The 15,460-nt window shown below is 44.3% G+C and carries 16 protein-coding genes; 5 read left to right on the forward strand and 11 right to left on the reverse strand.

The genetic code is table 11. The features are described from left to right. Positions 1 to 26: 26 nt before the first annotated feature. The 7 genes from cfbC to ribC form a co-directional block, all read right to left on the reverse strand. A complete protein-coding gene (cfbC, locus tag MmiEs2_RS01180) occupies positions 27 to 827 on the reverse strand; it encodes a Ni-sirohydrochlorin a,c-diamide reductive cyclase ATP-dependent reductase subunit (protein ID WP_316559612.1) in 801 nt (266 codons plus the stop codon). Then, positions 824 to 1,987, reverse strand: coding sequence for a Ni-sirohydrochlorin a,c-diamide reductive cyclase catalytic subunit (gene cfbD, locus MmiEs2_RS01185; protein ID WP_316559613.1), 1,164 nt, complete (start codon positions 1,985 to 1,987; stop codon positions 824 to 826). Before cfbD ends, cfbC begins: the two co-directional genes overlap by 4 nt. A gap of 23 nt (positions 1,988 to 2,010) precedes the next feature. Continuing rightward, positions 2,011 to 3,504 (reverse strand): coenzyme F430 synthase, encoded by a 1,494-nt coding sequence (gene cfbE / locus MmiEs2_RS01190; RefSeq protein ID WP_316559614.1) that lies wholly within the window; start codon positions 3,502 to 3,504, stop codon positions 2,011 to 2,013. Positions 3,505 to 3,629: 125 nt separating this feature from the next. Next, complete coding sequence (locus MmiEs2_RS01195) at positions 3,630 to 4,775, reverse strand: pyridoxal phosphate-dependent aminotransferase (RefSeq protein ID WP_316559615.1); 1,146 nt, start codon at positions 4,773 to 4,775, stop codon at positions 3,630 to 3,632. Between the two features lie 136 nt (positions 4,776 to 4,911). Beyond that, positions 4,912 to 5,316: a 6,7-dimethyl-8-ribityllumazine synthase gene (gene ribH / locus MmiEs2_RS01200; protein WP_316559616.1), complete on the reverse strand. Its 405-nt coding sequence runs from the start codon at positions 5,314 to 5,316 to the stop codon at positions 4,912 to 4,914. A gap of 401 nt (positions 5,317 to 5,717) precedes the next feature. Next, positions 5,718 to 6,281 (reverse strand): DUF1877 family protein, encoded by a 564-nt coding sequence (locus MmiEs2_RS01205; protein ID WP_316559617.1) that lies wholly within the window; start codon positions 6,279 to 6,281, stop codon positions 5,718 to 5,720. Between the two features lie 47 nt (positions 6,282 to 6,328). After that, positions 6,329 to 6,793 (reverse strand): riboflavin synthase, encoded by a 465-nt coding sequence (gene ribC, locus MmiEs2_RS01210; protein WP_316559618.1) that lies wholly within the window; start codon positions 6,791 to 6,793, stop codon positions 6,329 to 6,331. Positions 6,794 to 6,899: 106 nt separating this feature from the next. Here ribC and MmiEs2_RS01215 point away from each other — a divergent pair, with 106 nt between their 5' ends. Beyond that, positions 6,900 to 8,603 (forward strand): radical SAM protein, encoded by a 1,704-nt coding sequence (locus tag MmiEs2_RS01215; RefSeq protein WP_316559619.1) that lies wholly within the window; start codon positions 6,900 to 6,902, stop codon positions 8,601 to 8,603. A gap of 51 nt (positions 8,604 to 8,654) precedes the next feature. Here the strand turns inward: MmiEs2_RS01215 and MmiEs2_RS01220 are convergent, their stop codons facing one another. The 3 genes from MmiEs2_RS01220 to MmiEs2_RS01230 form a co-directional block, all read right to left on the reverse strand. After that, complete coding sequence (locus MmiEs2_RS01220; RefSeq protein WP_316559620.1) at positions 8,655 to 9,749, reverse strand: Fic family protein; 1,095 nt, start codon at positions 9,747 to 9,749, stop codon at positions 8,655 to 8,657. 258 nt (positions 9,750 to 10,007) lie between these two features. Further along, a complete protein-coding gene (locus tag MmiEs2_RS01225) occupies positions 10,008 to 10,427 on the reverse strand; it encodes a pyridoxamine 5'-phosphate oxidase family protein (protein WP_316559621.1) in 420 nt (139 codons plus the stop codon). Positions 10,428 to 10,710: 283 nt separating this feature from the next. Then, the gene (locus MmiEs2_RS01230) at positions 10,711 to 11,130 is read right to left on the reverse strand and encodes a pyridoxamine 5'-phosphate oxidase family protein (protein WP_316559622.1); all 420 of its coding nucleotides are present in this window, start codon (positions 11,128 to 11,130) and stop codon (positions 10,711 to 10,713) included. A gap of 136 nt (positions 11,131 to 11,266) precedes the next feature. Here MmiEs2_RS01230 and MmiEs2_RS01235 point away from each other — a divergent pair, with 136 nt between their 5' ends. After that, positions 11,267 to 12,070: a S4 domain-containing protein gene (locus MmiEs2_RS01235; RefSeq protein ID WP_316559623.1), complete on the forward strand. Its 804-nt coding sequence runs from the start codon at positions 11,267 to 11,269 to the stop codon at positions 12,068 to 12,070. Between the two features lie 58 nt (positions 12,071 to 12,128). Here MmiEs2_RS01235 and MmiEs2_RS01240 read toward each other — a convergent pair whose 3' ends face one another. Continuing rightward, positions 12,129 to 12,530: an MreA family transcriptional regulator gene (locus tag MmiEs2_RS01240; RefSeq protein ID WP_316559624.1), complete on the reverse strand. Its 402-nt coding sequence runs from the start codon at positions 12,528 to 12,530 to the stop codon at positions 12,129 to 12,131. 340 nt (positions 12,531 to 12,870) lie between these two features. On the opposite strand from MmiEs2_RS01240, the gene MmiEs2_RS01245 reads away from it, so the two are divergent. From MmiEs2_RS01245 to MmiEs2_RS01255, 3 genes are all read left to right on the forward strand, one after another. Next, positions 12,871 to 13,461: a CDP-2,3-bis-(O-geranylgeranyl)-sn-glycerol synthase gene (locus MmiEs2_RS01245; RefSeq protein ID WP_316559625.1), complete on the forward strand. Its 591-nt coding sequence runs from the start codon at positions 12,871 to 12,873 to the stop codon at positions 13,459 to 13,461. A gap of 33 nt (positions 13,462 to 13,494) precedes the next feature. Continuing rightward, on the forward strand, positions 13,495 to 14,037 hold the full coding sequence (gene pyrE / locus MmiEs2_RS01250) for an orotate phosphoribosyltransferase (protein ID WP_316559626.1): 543 nt from the start codon (positions 13,495 to 13,497) through the stop codon (positions 14,035 to 14,037). 215 nt (positions 14,038 to 14,252) lie between these two features. Continuing rightward, positions 14,253 to 15,398, forward strand: a complete 1,146-nt coding sequence (locus tag MmiEs2_RS01255) for a hypothetical protein (RefSeq protein WP_316559627.1) — start codon at positions 14,253 to 14,255, stop codon at positions 15,396 to 15,398. Positions 15,399 to 15,460 lie beyond the last annotated feature (62 nt).

Below are 15,460 nucleotides of genomic sequence, written 5' to 3' on the forward strand. Positions count from 1 at the left end.
TTCTCCCTTTTTAAAATTTATTTGAATCAAACGCTGTATTTTTTTGACAATTCTCTGAGTTCGTCATCGTCAAGCGGCGTTGCTTTCACGCGTTCGTTATTGGCAAGCAAATCTTCGGCAAGTTTTTTGTAAACGCCTGCAATCTCGGAATCCGGTGCTTTTTCAAGAACCGAAAAACCGTCGCGCTCGCAGCTTTGAACGAGCGGATCTTTCGGAATATAACCGATAAGCTTGCTGCCGATTGAACTTGAAAATTCCTCGGCGAGTTCGTGTTCGCGATCGGCATTTCGAGAGTTGCAGATGACGCCGCCGAGTTCCATGCCGATTTTATTAAATCCGCGGCAAATGTTGTTTGCGGCATAAAGCGGCATGTATTCACCCGATGTCAAAACGTAAACTTCGTTGACAAACCCTTTCTTAATCGGCGCGACAAATCCGCCGCAGACGACGTCGCCCGGAACGTCGTAAATAATCAAATCATTGTCCAAATATTCCGGATAAATCTTTTTCAGCGTTTCAATCGCGACAATAATACCGCGGCCGGCGCAGCCGACACCGGGTTCGGGACCGCCGACTTCCATACACTTCACGCCTGCGAAACCTTCAAAAATCACGTCATCTTTTTCAACATTCTTCTTTGCTTTCAAAGATTCGAGGACGGTCGGAATCCTTTTGCCGCCAAGAAGCGTAATTGATGAATCGCTTTTCGGATCGCAGCCGATTAACATCACCTTTTTGCCGGCGAGCGCGCAGGCTGCCGCCATGTTGGATGCCGTACTGGATTTTCCGATGCCGCCTTTTCCGTAAATTGCAATAATCTTCTTCATTTTTTCTCTCCGATTTCCGCCGCCATTATGTCTGCCGCAACCGCTCGAAGCGTGTCGCCGAATTCTGATGCAACGATTGTTGAAACACCGAGGGTCTGCGGATGCAGATCAATTTCCACCATCACGTGCTGGTGTCCCATATCTTTAAGCGGCGCCACTTGTCTCGGACCGTTCGTAATGGAGAAGAGTTCCATGCCGGCAAACGCTTCCATCGGGAGCGCGTGCGGAACGCCGGCAATAACCGCGGCTTCAAACATGCCGCAGCGGCGCGTTACATTACAGACGCCGTATTTGTTGAGAATCAAATCTGAAACAACATCTCCCGTCACCGCGTATTCGTCGAGCCCGCCGATGATTTCGTGAACGGGAATGCTTTGCTCGTCAAACGCTTTCATCACGTTGGCCGCGTGTTCGCGAACGCGCGTAAGGCCGAGATTGATGTCGGTGTTTGAAAAAATCGTAATATTTTCTTCCATGCCGAAAAGCCGCGCCGTTTCGTAAAGTGCGATGAGTTCGTCGGCGAACATGTAGGCCGTCTCCTTTTTCGCGTTTAAAATGCCGGCAATTTTTTTGCCGCTTCGAATAATTTCAATTAAACGCTCGGCCGTTTTGTATTTGATATCACCGCGGGACGGCGCCAAATACCCTTTGCTGGCCGCACCGTGACGAATTTCAACGTTGGTCGCTTCCGCGAGCAATCGGCGCTGACGCTCCAGCTCTTCCGTCGTTATCATGCCGCATTCCATTGCAGGCTCCAGCACGCTGACAACGCCGTCGGTGTTGTTGGCGTAGCCGGCGTGCGTCTCAACGCAGATGACATCGACACCGTCGGGCGCGGCAGCGGCTGAATCCGTCAGCTCTTCGCCGATAATCATGCTCGTGCAAGTGCCGACCAAAGCGATTGTTTTCGGATTGAACAAGTCAACGGCCTGTTGAATGGTCCGCTCCAGTTTTTCCCGGCCGCCGAAGACGAAATCGTTTTCATCCATCGCGCTTGTCAAAACGCGGAGGCGGTCTTCTTCAAGAAGCCGAGCGTGTTTAAAAGAACAGCCGGGCGGCCCGTGTAAAATCGCGACGTCCACGTTTAAATCGCGGAGCGTATAAAGCGAGGCCACAATCGAACTCGGCCTCGGGTGAATAATCAGTTTCTCTTCCGTCATTTTTTAACCTTATTTTTACCTAATTATCTAAAACACTTGACTGCGGCAATGATGATGTCGCCGTCTTCCGATATTTCAAGCGCTTGCGCGAGGCCGTCTTTAAACGATTCGGCGCAGCGCGCTTTACAGAATATTTCATCTTCCGTTTTCTCAAGCGTTTCACAATTCAAGTCGGCTTTTCCGATTGCAACAAACGGTTTCATGCGTTCGCCGACAAGAATTAAATTTTGAATTTCATCTTTATAATTGACAATAAGTTCTTCAACGTCGTGAGGATCAAGCCCTTCACAAACTGTTTTTTCTTCTTCGCCGATGACAAGCGTTATCTTTTTGGACGTGTCGTAATCGGGCGACTTTTTATCCGAATATTTCTCAAGCATATATTGAATCGCGGTCTCCGCCGTCTCAATCGTAAGCCCCGAATTGGAATTATCCATGATCAATCGGCCGTTTTCTTCATATTCGCGCATTCGACCTTTCACGCCTTCAAAGTTTGAAATGACTTCCGCGATTTGAGATTCCGGAACGTCTAATTCAAGCGCGGTTGCAACGGCTGCGGCCATTGCCGTTGTGTAAGAATTTACATCGTAGCCCGAAGAGAGCGGTGCTCTGAATACGATTCCTGTTCTTGACGACTCAATATCCGCGACGCATTCGTCATCCGAATCGGTTGTGATATTGACATAAACGTCCGTCGGCGTATTTTCGGCAACCGCCGCGCCGGAGTCATCGAAAATAATAAATTCCTGATCTTCCCGAATATAATTCTGAACGGTTTCCAAATCATCGTAGTTGATGACGAAAACGCTGCCCTCTTTGGAACGGCTGATCATTTTGGTTTTGGCATCCGTTGATGTCATCGCGCCGCCCGCAATTAAGTAATCCGGCTGCGCTTCAGTTAAAATGCCGATGTCCTGCGCGCCCGTAAAGCCGAGGGAAACTTCAAAAATGAGTGTGTCGGGATTGTATTTTCGCTCAAACGCCAAGTCTGCCAAATCGGGAATGTAAGCCGGCGTTATGCTGATGCCGGGCTCAATCCGCTCGAAGCGGCCGTTGTCCCAAAATGTCAGGCCTTCCGAAGTGTGCAGAAGCACGCGGTTTTTGTAGGAAAGCATTTGCGCAAGTAAGACGGCGGTACTGGTTTTGCCGCGAACGCCTGTGATTTCAATCAAATAACGGTCAGCAATTCTCGAATCGCTTCTCAGGATTCTGCCGACCGTTTCGTGATGCGTCATCATCGGAAGGTCGAGTTCGACCGCTTTTTTGTAAAAACTGTTTTCGGGGCTTAAATGAACGGGCATGCAGACGATTTCAAAATCATCGGTCAGCGCGTTTTCATCATTCGTTACCAAAAAATCGCAATCTTTCGAATACATTTTTAATTTTTCGGGCGGAATCTTTTTGTAAGTGTCAAAAACAGTTGGTGAAGCACCGTTTTTTTTCAATTGCTTCGCAATTGAGAGTCCGCCGTGATTGATGTCGAAAACAGCGATTTTTTTCCACGGAATCTCAGTCATTTTTTCATCTCCAAATTTGAATCATTCAAAATAGGATACATTTGTTTAAAACAGTTTTGTAATACGAAAAGGTGCCAATTGTAATACCGAAAAACGGCGACAATTGACAAAAGTTTGATTTATGATTACTGAAACACTTTTTCCATTCGGACAAGCGCTTCTTGAATGCGGTCAACGGAGGCCGCGTAAGAAATGCGAATGTTGTTTTTGCCGGACTCGCCGAATGCGATTCCGGGAGAGACTGCGACATGCGCTTCGTCAAGCAGGCGGTCTGTGATTTCTTCGCCGGTTCCGAATTCGCTGACATCGGGGTACGCGTAAAAAGCGCCGTCGGGCATCGCGCATTTCAGTCCGAGTTCGCGGAGACCTTCGACCAAAACACCGCGGCGCTCTTTGAATGCCGCCTGCATTTTGTGAAGTTCGTCCTGCGGCCCGGTGAGCGCTTCGACACCGCCGTATTGGATAAAAGTCGTCACGTTGCTGATGGTGTGGCTTTGGATTTTCTCCAAGCTCTTGAAAATGTGTTGCGGCGCGTCCATGTAGCCGAGACGCCACCCGGTCATCGCGTACGCTTTTGAAAAACCGTTAATCGTCAGAGTGCGCTCGTGCATGTTATCAAACGAGGCGATGCTGTAATTCTTTTTGTCGTAAATGATTTTTTCATACATTTCATCCGACATGACCAGGAAATCATGATCAATTGCCAAGTCGGCGATTTCCTGCAATTGTTCTTTTTCATAAACCGCGCCGGTCGGATTGCAGGGCGTGTTAATCACAATCATTTTTGTTTTGTCGGTGACGTATTCCGCTAAATCCTTCGTCGGCCGATAATTTCTGTCGGGATCGGTTTCCACCCATACGGTTTTTCCGCCGGCCATTTTCACGCAGGCGTCATAAGAAACCCAAGCGGGGTCGAATAAAAGAACTTCGTCGCCTTCTTCGACAAGCGTCATCATAGATTCAAAAATGGCAAGCTTTGCGCCGGGCGTCACCATGACGTTTTCGGCCGATGTCGGAATGTTGTTTTCGGTTTGGAGTTTGTCGGCAATCGCGTTTCGGAGTTCCGGAATCCCGGCGCCGGCGGAGTAATGTGTTTCTCCGGCGAGCATTGCGCGGTGAGTGGCTTCAATGATATTTGCCGGCGTGTCAAAATCCGGCTCACCGAGCGTGAAATTGATGATGTCAATGCCTTGACTGATTAAATTTTTCGCTCTTTTGGAAGATTTGATTGTCGCCGATTCTTCAACTCTTTCTATTCTGGATGAAATCATTTTTCCGCACCTATTTCAACAAAACCAATGAATCAAAATTTGAATAATAAATAAATTCATGAAAATCAGAATTAATAAAACAGTTTCGGCTGAAAATTCAGCCGATGATTTAACTTTTTAAAAATAAAAACTGCGCTTAAACGCGCTGAATCAACTTAACAGCCGCTTCGACTGCTCTTTTGGCGTAGTCCATGCGTTCCATCGCCTGCATGCGCGTCATGCCCGGGCCGGAGATGCCGAGCGCGACAGGCTTTCCGTATTCGAGCGACAAGTCGGTCATTTTTCTTGTCACCTGCGCGACAACGACTTCATCGTGGCTGGTATCGCCTTCAATGACACAGCCGACGGTGACAACCGCGTCGATGTCTTTGTTTTCGAGCAATTTTTTAATCGCAAGCGGCATATCATAAGCGCCGGGGACGTAGATTTTTTCGGTGACTTCCGCGCCGAGGAATTTGGCGTGTTCTTCTCCGAGGATTTCCATTTGGTAAGTGATATCTCTGTTGAATTCGGCAACAACAAATCCGATTTTAATTGTCATTTTTTTGAATCTCCTTTTTCTTGTTTTGATAATTGTTTTGATTACTTCGATTGTTAAACCATGTATCAAGTAATTTGATAAATATTTAATTCAGACATTTTTGAGATTGAAAAATCAGTTTTGTATTATTTTTCAAAAACGATGTTTGGATTTTGTTGAAATGAAAGAAAAGTTCGAGTACGACCGCAACGCGAAATTTTGTGAGCGAAGTGAGCAAAATTGAGAGCTGCGGATAAAATAAAGAAAAATAAACAATTCAAACTTCTCCGTCTAATTTTGAATTGTTGAATCGGTAACAATATTTTATTGAAATTTTGGAGCGAATCTCCAACTTCTCCTTTCATTCGCTACGCTTGCGAAACTCGTTGTTGGAGGCGGTCGTTTTGTTTTTTAAATTTATTTTATTCAAAATCTGCATCTTCATACATCACAAAAATTACAACACAATTTCCCGCATCGCCCGTCTTTTGATAAAAATCTCTCAACATTTGAACTTCGTCCCAAAATGTTTCAAAAATCTCGGGCGCGCTTTCTTTGAGCGCTTTTTTGTTTTTGTTCAAAAAGCTCCATTTCGTGAGTTTTTTCATTTTCGCGTCAAACGCGGCTTTGAATTGGTTTTCATCAATTTCAGCCAAAAGCGCGGCGGCCTCTTTCACTTCTTCATTCATCATGTAAACGGCAGGGTCGCAAATTTCAAAACCGCCGCCGTCTTCATCTTCAAACGAAACCGGATCAATGATAAGCGCCTCGCCGTTGCCGCCTGCTAAAATTTCGCCGGCGCCCGTGATTTCCCAATATTTTGAAAATTCATCGTCGCCGGCTAAAATATTTGCCGCGCGGTCGATTTGAGACAAACCGATCCGCTCGGCTTTTGCTAAAATTTCAATGAATTTGCTTTCATCAATTTCTCCGTTTTCAAAATCGCGGACATTTTGTTTGGAAACAGAAGCAAAAGAAATAATCATTGATTCACCGCAAATTGATTTATTAATTTTTTGTTTTTGATTTTCGTTCATTGCCCGACGGGTTTCGCGTCGGCAAATCCTTCGCGCTGTCCCGTTCCCGCTTCTTTAATCAATTGGTCGGGGGATTGAAGCATTTTAACAACATTTTGAGCATGTTCGCGCGTTCGGCTGTCCATTAAAAAAGCGAGTTCTTTATCGTCGCGCCCTTCGTCTTCGTGAACGAAAACTTCGATGATGTGTTTATTTGTCATCAGCTGCGCCATGATTATTCCCTGTGACGCTTCGTGCGCGCACGTTTTGTCTTGCGCTTTCGCGCCCGGCATGCCGAGCGCCATCACGATGTCGCAGTTTTGTTCTTCAATTAATTTTTTGGCGGCGACGGGTAAATCTTTGATTCCCGGAACCGTAACGCGAATGATTTTCGCGTTGACCCGCTGCTTGAGTTCGTCAACGGCGGCCGCGCCCATATTGTAGCGCGCAAAAGTTGTGTCGGCAATTCCGATTGTAGGCATGACAGAAAAATAGATAGATAAATAAATAAAGGTATTCATTTGACAAGAAAATCAAAGAATCGAATTTGAATGGAATTGAACAGAATTGAACGGACCGGAAAAAACAATGAAAGCAATTATTCTCGACGGTTATGTGGATGAGCCCGCCTGTTTCGGCGTTCCGCCTTATCTTTCCCCCTATCCGAGATACACGGCAGGCGCGCTGATTGCCGCCGGCTTTTCTGAATCCGACATTTCCTATTTCACGATTGACACCGTCCGTGCGTCCGGAAAAACGCTGACCGAACAATTCAAATCCGCCGACGTTTTCATCATCATTTCCGGAATGACCGTCCCCGGCAAATATTTGAAAGGAACGCCGATTACCGCCGACGAAATCCGTGCGCTTTTCCGCCTCTCAGACGGCGTTAAAATCCTCGGCGGCCCGATTCGCCTCGGCTATTCCAATGAAGGCGGAATCGCCGCCTCAAATCTTTCCTTTTTGCCCGAAGACGTAACGGTCGCGCAAAAAGATATTGAAAGTTTTGTTTATGATTATTTTTCCAATAAAGAAGGACAGCCGCCGTTTGCGCACCGTTATCGAACAACCGAGGAAATTGCCGATTGGTCAAAAAGAGGCGCATTCATTGCAAAACAGCACCCCGATTTCCCGAACATTATCTGCGAGCTTGAAACCTACCGCGGCTGCGGCCGAAAAAAGCATTGCTCCTTCTGCACGGAAGCGTTTTACGGCCGTCCCGATTTCAGAGAGGAGGAGGACATTATCGCCGAAACCGAATTGCTTTACCAAAACGGCGTCCGCCATTTTCGAATCGGCCGTCAGCCGGATTTATTCGCCTACAAAGGAATTGATGACGGCGGCGCGATTTTAAAACCAAACCCTGCGGCGATTGAAAAATTATATTCCGGAATCCGCCGCGTTGCGCCCGATTTGAAAACGCTTCATATGGACAACGGCAATCCGATTACGATTGCCGAATATCCCGAAGAGTCGCGTGAAATTTTAAACACGATTGTCAAATATCACACGCCGGGAGACGTGATTGCGATGGGCATTGAAAGCGCCGATCCTGCCGTCATTGAAGCAAACGGACTCAAAGCAACGCCCGAGCAGGTTCTTGCGGCCGTCCGCCTCGTCAACGAAGTCGGCGCGGCGCGCGGCGCAAACGGCATGCCCGAGATTTTGCCGGGCATTAATTTCGTTTACGGATTGCTTGGCGAAACGAAAAAAACGTATCAGTTCAATTACGATTTTTTAAAGCAAATCTATGACGAAGGTTTAATGGTTCGAAGAATCAACCTCCGCCAAGTGATGGTTTTTCAAAAAACACCGTTAGCCGATAACAAAATCACTGATTTCAAAAACGAAAAACTCTTCCGCGCGCACAAAGAACTCGTTCGAAAAACAATTGATTTGCTGATGCTGCGCCGTGTTGTTCCGGTCGGAACAGTCCTAAAAGACGTATTCGCGGAAGTTTCAGAAAGTTCAAATGAAAAAAGCGGTTCAAAGTCCGTAACATTCGGGCGCCAATTCGGAACGTATCCGCTTTTGATTGCGGTTCCCGAATACTTGCCGCTCAATCGTTTTTATGATATTCTTGTGACGAATCACGGTTTCCGCTCGATTACGGGCGTTCCGTATCCGATTAATGTAAACACGGCAACGCTTTCGATTTTAAAAGAGTTGCCGGGGCTGAATAAATCCATGGCGGAAGAATTGATTTTGAAACGGCCTTATGCGGATGAAGAAGATTTAGTGAAACGATTTCAGCACGGGAAATTGATTTCGAAATATGTTGTTTTTGAATGAAATCAATTTTTTAAATGAAATCAAATCATTTCTTAAAATAAATCTATGAATTCATTTCAAATCAGAAAGCCTGTAGCTCGTGCTTCTTCCGCCTTCTTCTTCCTGCTCCAAAACGCCTTTTTGAATCAGATCTTTGATGTCTCTTAACGCCGTATCTTGTGATGTTTTTGTAATTTTTGCCCATTTGGATGTTGTTAATTTTTCGTCAAAATCGCCAAGCAGCAATTTGATGACTTTTACCTGACGGTCATTAAAGTTCGTCTCGGAATGTTTTTTCCAAAAGTCCGTTTTTTGAAGGACGTTTCCGATTGTATTTTCAGACATGTCTATCGCTTTTTCAACAGTGCCCAAAAACCAAACCAGCCAATCCGTTATGTCCAATGTTCCGGTTTGCGTTTTTTGAATCATTTTGTAATATTCTTTGCGTTCTTTTTGAATTTGAGCAGACATGCTGTAAAAACGCTGCGGCGTGTCGTCCGCGCGCGCCAAAAGCATATCCGTCATCGTGCGCGCGATTCGGCCGTTTCCGTCTTCAAACGGATGAATGATTAAAAACCACAAATGCGCGATTCCGGCTTTTAATACGGGATCCAAGGGTTCATCTGAATTAATCCATTCTAAGAATTGATCCATTTCATGCGGAACTTTTTCGGGGCTCGGCGCGGTATATTCAATCACTTCTTTTTCCGGTCTTCCGGAAATGACATACATTTGATTCGGACTCCAATTTCCGATGACTTTCAACCGATTTTGATTTTCCGAAAACAAAGATTTGTGCCATTCGAATAAACGCTCTTTTGCCAAGGGTTCTTTATAATTTTTGACGGCGTCTAAAGTCATTTCAACAATGCCATCCACTCGGCGGCTTGAAGGAATCAATCCCGGCTTATCCATTCCCAAGTTTTTTGCGATGGAAGAATAAACCTCGTTTTCATTCAATTTTTCATTTTCAATTTCGAATGATTTAACAATTTCGACGGATGCTGTTTTCAATACAGCCTCTTCTTCCATCGAAAATCCCAATGCCGACATCTTTCCGATTAATTTTCCCTGTCTATTTCGAGCCTCGCCGAGAGGTATAATGAGTTTTCCATAATCCCATGTAAAATTCGGCCAATTTTCCAAATCATATATGTATTCAGTCATTTCAAATCCTCTCGCTTTTATTTATTCTCCGCAGAAATATGCAAAAAAACATTTTTCATTTATTCGACGCAAATTATGCGGCGAATATATAAATAATCTCCGCAAATTGTGCGGTGAATATGTCTGTTAATCACCGCAAAAATGCGGCGAATAACATTTTAATCTCCGCAAAATTCAGTTTATGATGCCGTTTTTAAAAAATATGAGTGACTCATAAAAAAGAATGCCGGAAAATTCCGGCAAAATCATCAATCTGATTTACAAAATCTTTTGCCCGGCATCTTTTCCGCCTTTGCAGTTAAAGATATCCGTAATTCTGATTCTGATAATTTCCTTCATCGGGAGGCCGGGTTTGGCTTCCGCGACGCGTCCGGTCATGTCGTCGTAAACATTGCCTTTGGCGGCGATTTCTTCGACTTCGCCTTTAATCTGAATGCAGCCGGCAGTTTCGGGACTCCAGATGTAAAGCGCGACCTTCGGGTTCTCACGGATGTTGGCGATGGTTTTTAAGAAAAAGTTGTTCATGATGTGAATGTAATCATCATTTGCGTCGCTGTCATCGATTTCGGCGATTCCGATCGGAATGACATTCGGTGTTTTGTCATTTGAGGCGGTTGCAAGCGGTAAAACTTTGACTTTTTGAATATCTTCTTTCATTTCAGGGGTTAATTTAACCATATTTTTACATCTCCTTGAGTTTTAAATCGTTAAACCGTTTTTAATATAACAATGAAAATAGAATTGCAGTCTATTTAAAAATTCCCTGTTCTATATTTTTAATTTTTATTGTTTTTTGTTTTTATTTTTGTTTTGAATTTGCGCCGGTCAATGCCGCAGCGTGCCGCGCGCGAGCCGCACGATTATTAAATAAATCAAAAGACGTTCCCCTGATAAATCAAAAAACAAATTAAAATGAGTGTTAAATAAAAAAAGAAAAAGAAAGCAGAATCAATCGATTCATTTAAAGTTTCTGTTTGCCGGCTTCCTTTCCGAGTTGGCAGTCGAAGACTTCCGTGACTTTGACGCGGATAACTTCTTTTAAGGGCAGGTCCGGCTTTTCGGGTCTGACGCGCGCCGCGAAATCTTCGTAAACATTTCCTTTGTCGGTGATTTCAACGACTTCGCCTTTGATTTGATTGCAGCCGACTGTCTCGGGTGTCCAGAAATAAAGCGCGACAAGCGGATTTTCTTTGATGTTGTTAAGTGTTTTGAGGAAGAAATTGTTCATAATGTTGATGTAATCGTCTTTCTCATCACTGTCGTCAATTTCTAAAATCGCGATCGGGACAACATTCGGGACGCCGGATTTTGTCGCGGTTGCAAGCGGAAGAACGCCGACGCTTTTAATGTCTTCTTTCATTTCAGCTGTTAATTTAACCATTTTCTTTCATCTCCATGAATTGCTTCTCAAAAAGCAATTTTATAACTCTGTTTTTTTATTTAATCATTTTTTGTAATTTTCTTTTCAATGACACAAACGATGTTATTTATATCAAAGATGTTTTTGGCATGTTATTATGAGACTTGACAGTTATTTGGTAGATTCCGGCTTTTTCAAATCGCGCGGCCGCTCGAAAAGAGCGGTTGAAGAGGGAAAAGTAAAATTAAACGGCGCAATCTGCACAAAACCTTCCAAAAATATCACCGTCGATGACGTGATTGAAGTCGAAGAAGGCATGGATATGCCGCGTGGCTATTTTAAAATCAAAGCGATTCACGAAAGAATTCCGCTTTTTGAAGACGGCGATTATGTTTTGGATTTAGGGTCCAGCGCCGGCGGTTTTTTAATGTATGCGGGCGAACACATCGGCGCGTCCGGGCACGTTCACGGCATTGAATTTTCAAAAGATTTCAGAACAGAACTCGGAAAACTGGCATTTGAAAATGAAAACATCAGTGTTATGTTCGCCGACGTTTTTACCGTTCCTTTTGAAACCGTGGCGACAGCCGAAACGTCTAAAAACGGTCTTTTTGATGTTTTGCTCAATGACATGACGCTTGAGCCGACCGATTCCATTTCAGCTTTGATTCGAATGACACCGCTTCTCCGAGCCGGCGGCCGCCTCCTTCAAGTCATCAAAATTCCGAAAAACAGATCCAAGTCCGCTGTTCTTCGAAAAATCGAAGAAGCCGGCTATATGGTTGAAGAAATCATTGAGCCTGAAAGACAGGAAACGTATATTATCGCCCGCAAAAATCCGGCCGACAATTCTTTTGACGGTTTTGTCGATGAAGACGGCGTCGAATACGATTTGTCCGAAGAACTCGGCGGCGACAGCATTGACATTACGGATATGGTTTTTGAAGGCGAAGAAGACTGATTATTTCGAAAACAATTGAAAAAATAATCTAAAAAATAACAACGTTGGTTGTTATTTTTTAATTCATTTCATTTTCTTTTTGAACCAATTCTTTAAGCTGATTTATTTTTACAATAGATTCTTCATAGTCCCGATGCGCTTTCGTTTCATAAAACGCGTAAATCTTTTCCATCGGAACCGAGAGGGAATACACTTTCAGCGGCCTTCCTTTTTTATTGACTTTCAGCATTTTATTTTCAATCCATTCGTGTTCACTCATAAATGTGATCGCGAGACTGATTTCGGGTTGGCGCAAGCTTGTTCCGATTTCAATTTCGCGCGACGAAGCTTCTTTTACGTTTGTCAGATAAACGAGCGTCAGCGCGACATTTCTTTGCACGCCCAAATTCCTTAAATCGGAAACGAATATCAAATCGTTTTCATCTAATATTTTTACTTCAAAATCGATCAAAATAACCACCTAATCGCGCCTCTCGATATCTGTAAAATACAAAACTTTTCGAAAAGACACATTTTACTTCATTTAAATCCGTTTTTTTCGCATGAATTTATTTTTCATGCGATTTTAAATCCTATCAACTTTGTGAATAAATTTTGTCCAATTATTTAAACGAATCGAAATTTTCGGAAAAACAATACAATTCTTTTAATAAATTTCCGATTTCCGCCAAAAATCATATCAGCCGGATTTGGAATCCCTCTTCAATCCGTTTTTTCAATCTTCCGTTCGGTTTTTCCGCGATAAATATAATATAGGGGACAGCTATTTCCTTTCATTCATTTCAAAGGATCTAAAAAACATGTTTATTGAAATCATAACGGCAATCGTTGTCGGTTTGTGGGTGATGCTTCCGGCATATCTGCCGAACTCATTCGCGGCTGTTTTCGGCGGCGGAAAACCGATTGACGGCGGAAAGTCAATGAAAGATGGGCGCCGCATTTTAGGTGACGGCAAAACCTGGCGCGGATTTTTCGCAGGTATTCTTCTCGGATTTTTAACGGGGCTCGCCGAAATTTTCCTTCTCAGCAAAGGTTTTCATGTTTTCGGCATCTCGCTTCCCGGATTCAGCGCGTCAGGCGTTTCGGGCGCGTTTGACCTCTCCGCTTGCATCGCCATTTTATCGCTTGCCGTCGGCGCGCTTTTGGGCGACATGGCGTTCAGCTTTTTGAAACGCCGCATCGGACTCAAAAGAGGACAATCTCTGCCGCTTGCGGACCAATACGACTTTTTAATCGGCGCTTTCCTGTTGACTGCGCTCACCTCTTTCGGCTGGCTGACGGCAACACTGGACTGGCTGACATTCATTATGATTATCGTTATCACGCCCATTCTTCATTTGGGAACGAATATCGTCGGCTATTGGCTCGGCATTAAAAACGAGCCGTGGTAAAAACTTAAAAACATTCTCATCTGGCTGATTATTATGGACAATTCTGAAATTATTCAAGCATTAAAAGACTGCGATGCCGTTCAATTCGGCGACTTTACTTTGGCATCGGGACAAAAAAGCAATTTTTACATCAATATTAAAAAAGCAAGTACCGACCCGAAAACACTGAAAATTATCGCGGATTACATCACGCGGTTGCTTCCGGCGGTCGCGGATTTAAATGCCGGCGGAATTATTATCGGCGGCGTTGAACTCGGCGGCGTTCCGATTGCAACCGCCGTTTCTTTGTCGTCGCAGCAACCGCTTTTAATCATCCGCAAATCCGAAAAAGAATACGGCACCAAAAGCCGTTATGTCGGCGAATTGGACCCGAACAAAGAAATCATTTTAATGGAAGATGTTACAACCAGCGGCGGTTCCGTCAAAAAAGCGATTGCCGCCTTGCAGGAAGACGGCGCGCTCATTCGAAAAGTCATTACAATCGTAGACCGCGAATCCGGCGCGGCAGAATCCTTAAAAGAACTCGGCGTCGATTTGATTCCGCTTGTTTCATCAAGCGAATTGGTGAATGAATAAAAACGCGAATTGTGTTTTCCTTTTTCTTTTTTTCCGCGATGCAGTGTGCTGCGCGGCACCGCACGCGAAACATACAGATTTTTAAAAATATTCTAATCACGCCACTGCTTTTCAAAAAGCAGTTTTAATCGGGGCTTCGTTTTTGGCAAAATCCTTCTGATTCCTTATTCGGAATCTTTATTTAATATCAATTCTGTTTATCCTGTTGATTCATTGTGATTTCTAAACGGACGCTTTTCAATCTTCTTAAATATTTTATTTTCATGACCGTTTGCGTCATCGTCATTTCCGCGGGACTTTTTCATTTTGTTCCGCCCGAGGATGTCCAAAAAACGATTGTCTACGCCGTCCGCGATCTGATGACGCCTGAGAGTGATATTGTCATCGTTTATCCGTCTCTTTCCAATTGGAACGGTCCGGAACGATTCAAATTATCCGCTGAAGACGAATCTTACAACGTCACTTATACTTGGTTTTTTGATAAACAAGCGTATTCTCAAAGCGTTGAAATTCCGCGCGAAATGTTTGATTTTTATCAGCAAAACAAATCTCATTCTCGCCGCGATTACGCACAGTATGCCGTTTCCGAATACGACCGCGAAATCGTTCGAAAACTCGCCGATTCTTTTCAGGCGCACGGCCAAAAAAACAGATATTCCGATGACGAAATCGCATTAAACATCATTTCTTTCGTTCACACGATTCCGTACACGATTGATTTAGAAACAACAGGTCTTTCCGAATACCCGCGTTATCCGGCAGAAACACTTGTCGAAGGCGGCGATTGTGAAGACCGTGCAATCCTTGCAGCTGCCATTCTTTACGAGCTTGATATGGATTGCATTCTCATTTTAATGAAAGATCACATGGCGCTCGGCTTAAAAGACAACGGCAATTTCTCCGGCGCTTCTTACCGTTATAATGACACCGTTTACTATTACGCCGGCGTGACTGACGGCGAAACGGTTATCGGGGTCATTTCTGACACCATCAATCCCGAAGTCATCGCGATTTTTCCCGTGGCTCAAAAACCCGATTTTTCAGCGCGCCTGAATCAGTATATGATCGGATTCGATGACGAATCTTATAAATATGTTCTTCAAGGCGTTGTTCAAAACGCAGGCGCAGGACACGGCCAAAATGTTTCTCTTCGCGTTGTCACAAATGTGACCGATCCGGAAGCGGCGCCTGTTTCGGATCAGCTGATTTCAATCGGCACGGTTCCCGAAGATTACAACGCCGACATTGAAATAACTGTAAAAGTGCCGAGAGCAAACGGCCTCATTACTCTTTTTATCGAAGGCGACAATTTCGATCCGATCGAAGTCGGCGGATTTTATTTCACGCTCGGAAACCGCTGATTTTTTTTTTTTTTTTTTTTCAAAAACAGAAATCGTTTTTTAAAATAAGAATTGCTAAAAAA

This window comes from Methanimicrococcus stummii (assembly GCF_032594435.1).
GTDB lineage: Archaea > Halobacteriota > Methanosarcinia > Methanosarcinales > Methanosarcinaceae > Methanimicrococcus > Methanimicrococcus stummii.

Coding starts and splice junctions, on each gene's coding strand:
- cfbC (WP_316559612.1), bottom strand. CDS start 827: ATGAAGAAGATTATTGCAATTTACGGAAAAGGCGGCATCGGAAAATCC.
- cfbD (WP_316559613.1), bottom strand. CDS start 1,987: ATGACGGAAGAGAAACTGATTATTCACCCGAGGCCGAGTTCGATTGTG.
- cfbE (WP_316559614.1), bottom strand. CDS start 3,504: ATGACTGAGATTCCGTGGAAAAAAATCGCTGTTTTCGACATCAATCAC.
- MmiEs2_RS01195 (WP_316559615.1), bottom strand. CDS start 4,775: ATGATTTCATCCAGAATAGAAAGAGTTGAAGAATCGGCGACAATCAAA.
- ribH (WP_316559616.1), bottom strand. CDS start 5,316: ATGACAATTAAAATCGGATTTGTTGTTGCCGAATTCAACAGAGATATC.
- MmiEs2_RS01205 (WP_316559617.1), bottom strand. CDS start 6,281: ATGATTATTTCTTTTGCTTCTGTTTCCAAACAAAATGTCCGCGATTTT.
- ribC (WP_316559618.1), bottom strand. CDS start 6,793: ATGCCTACAATCGGAATTGCCGACACAACTTTTGCGCGCTACAATATG.
- MmiEs2_RS01215 (WP_316559619.1), top strand. CDS start 6,900: ATGAAAGCAATTATTCTCGACGGTTATGTGGATGAGCCCGCCTGTTTC.
- MmiEs2_RS01220 (WP_316559620.1), bottom strand. CDS start 9,749: ATGACTGAATACATATATGATTTGGAAAATTGGCCGAATTTTACATGG.
- MmiEs2_RS01225 (WP_316559621.1), bottom strand. CDS start 10,427: ATGGTTAAATTAACCCCTGAAATGAAAGAAGATATTCAAAAAGTCAAA.
- MmiEs2_RS01230 (WP_316559622.1), bottom strand. CDS start 11,130: ATGGTTAAATTAACAGCTGAAATGAAAGAAGACATTAAAAGCGTCGGC.
- MmiEs2_RS01235 (WP_316559623.1), top strand. CDS start 11,267: ATGAGACTTGACAGTTATTTGGTAGATTCCGGCTTTTTCAAATCGCGC.
- MmiEs2_RS01245 (WP_316559625.1), top strand. CDS start 12,871: ATGTTTATTGAAATCATAACGGCAATCGTTGTCGGTTTGTGGGTGATG.
- pyrE (WP_316559626.1), top strand. CDS start 13,495: ATGGACAATTCTGAAATTATTCAAGCATTAAAAGACTGCGATGCCGTT.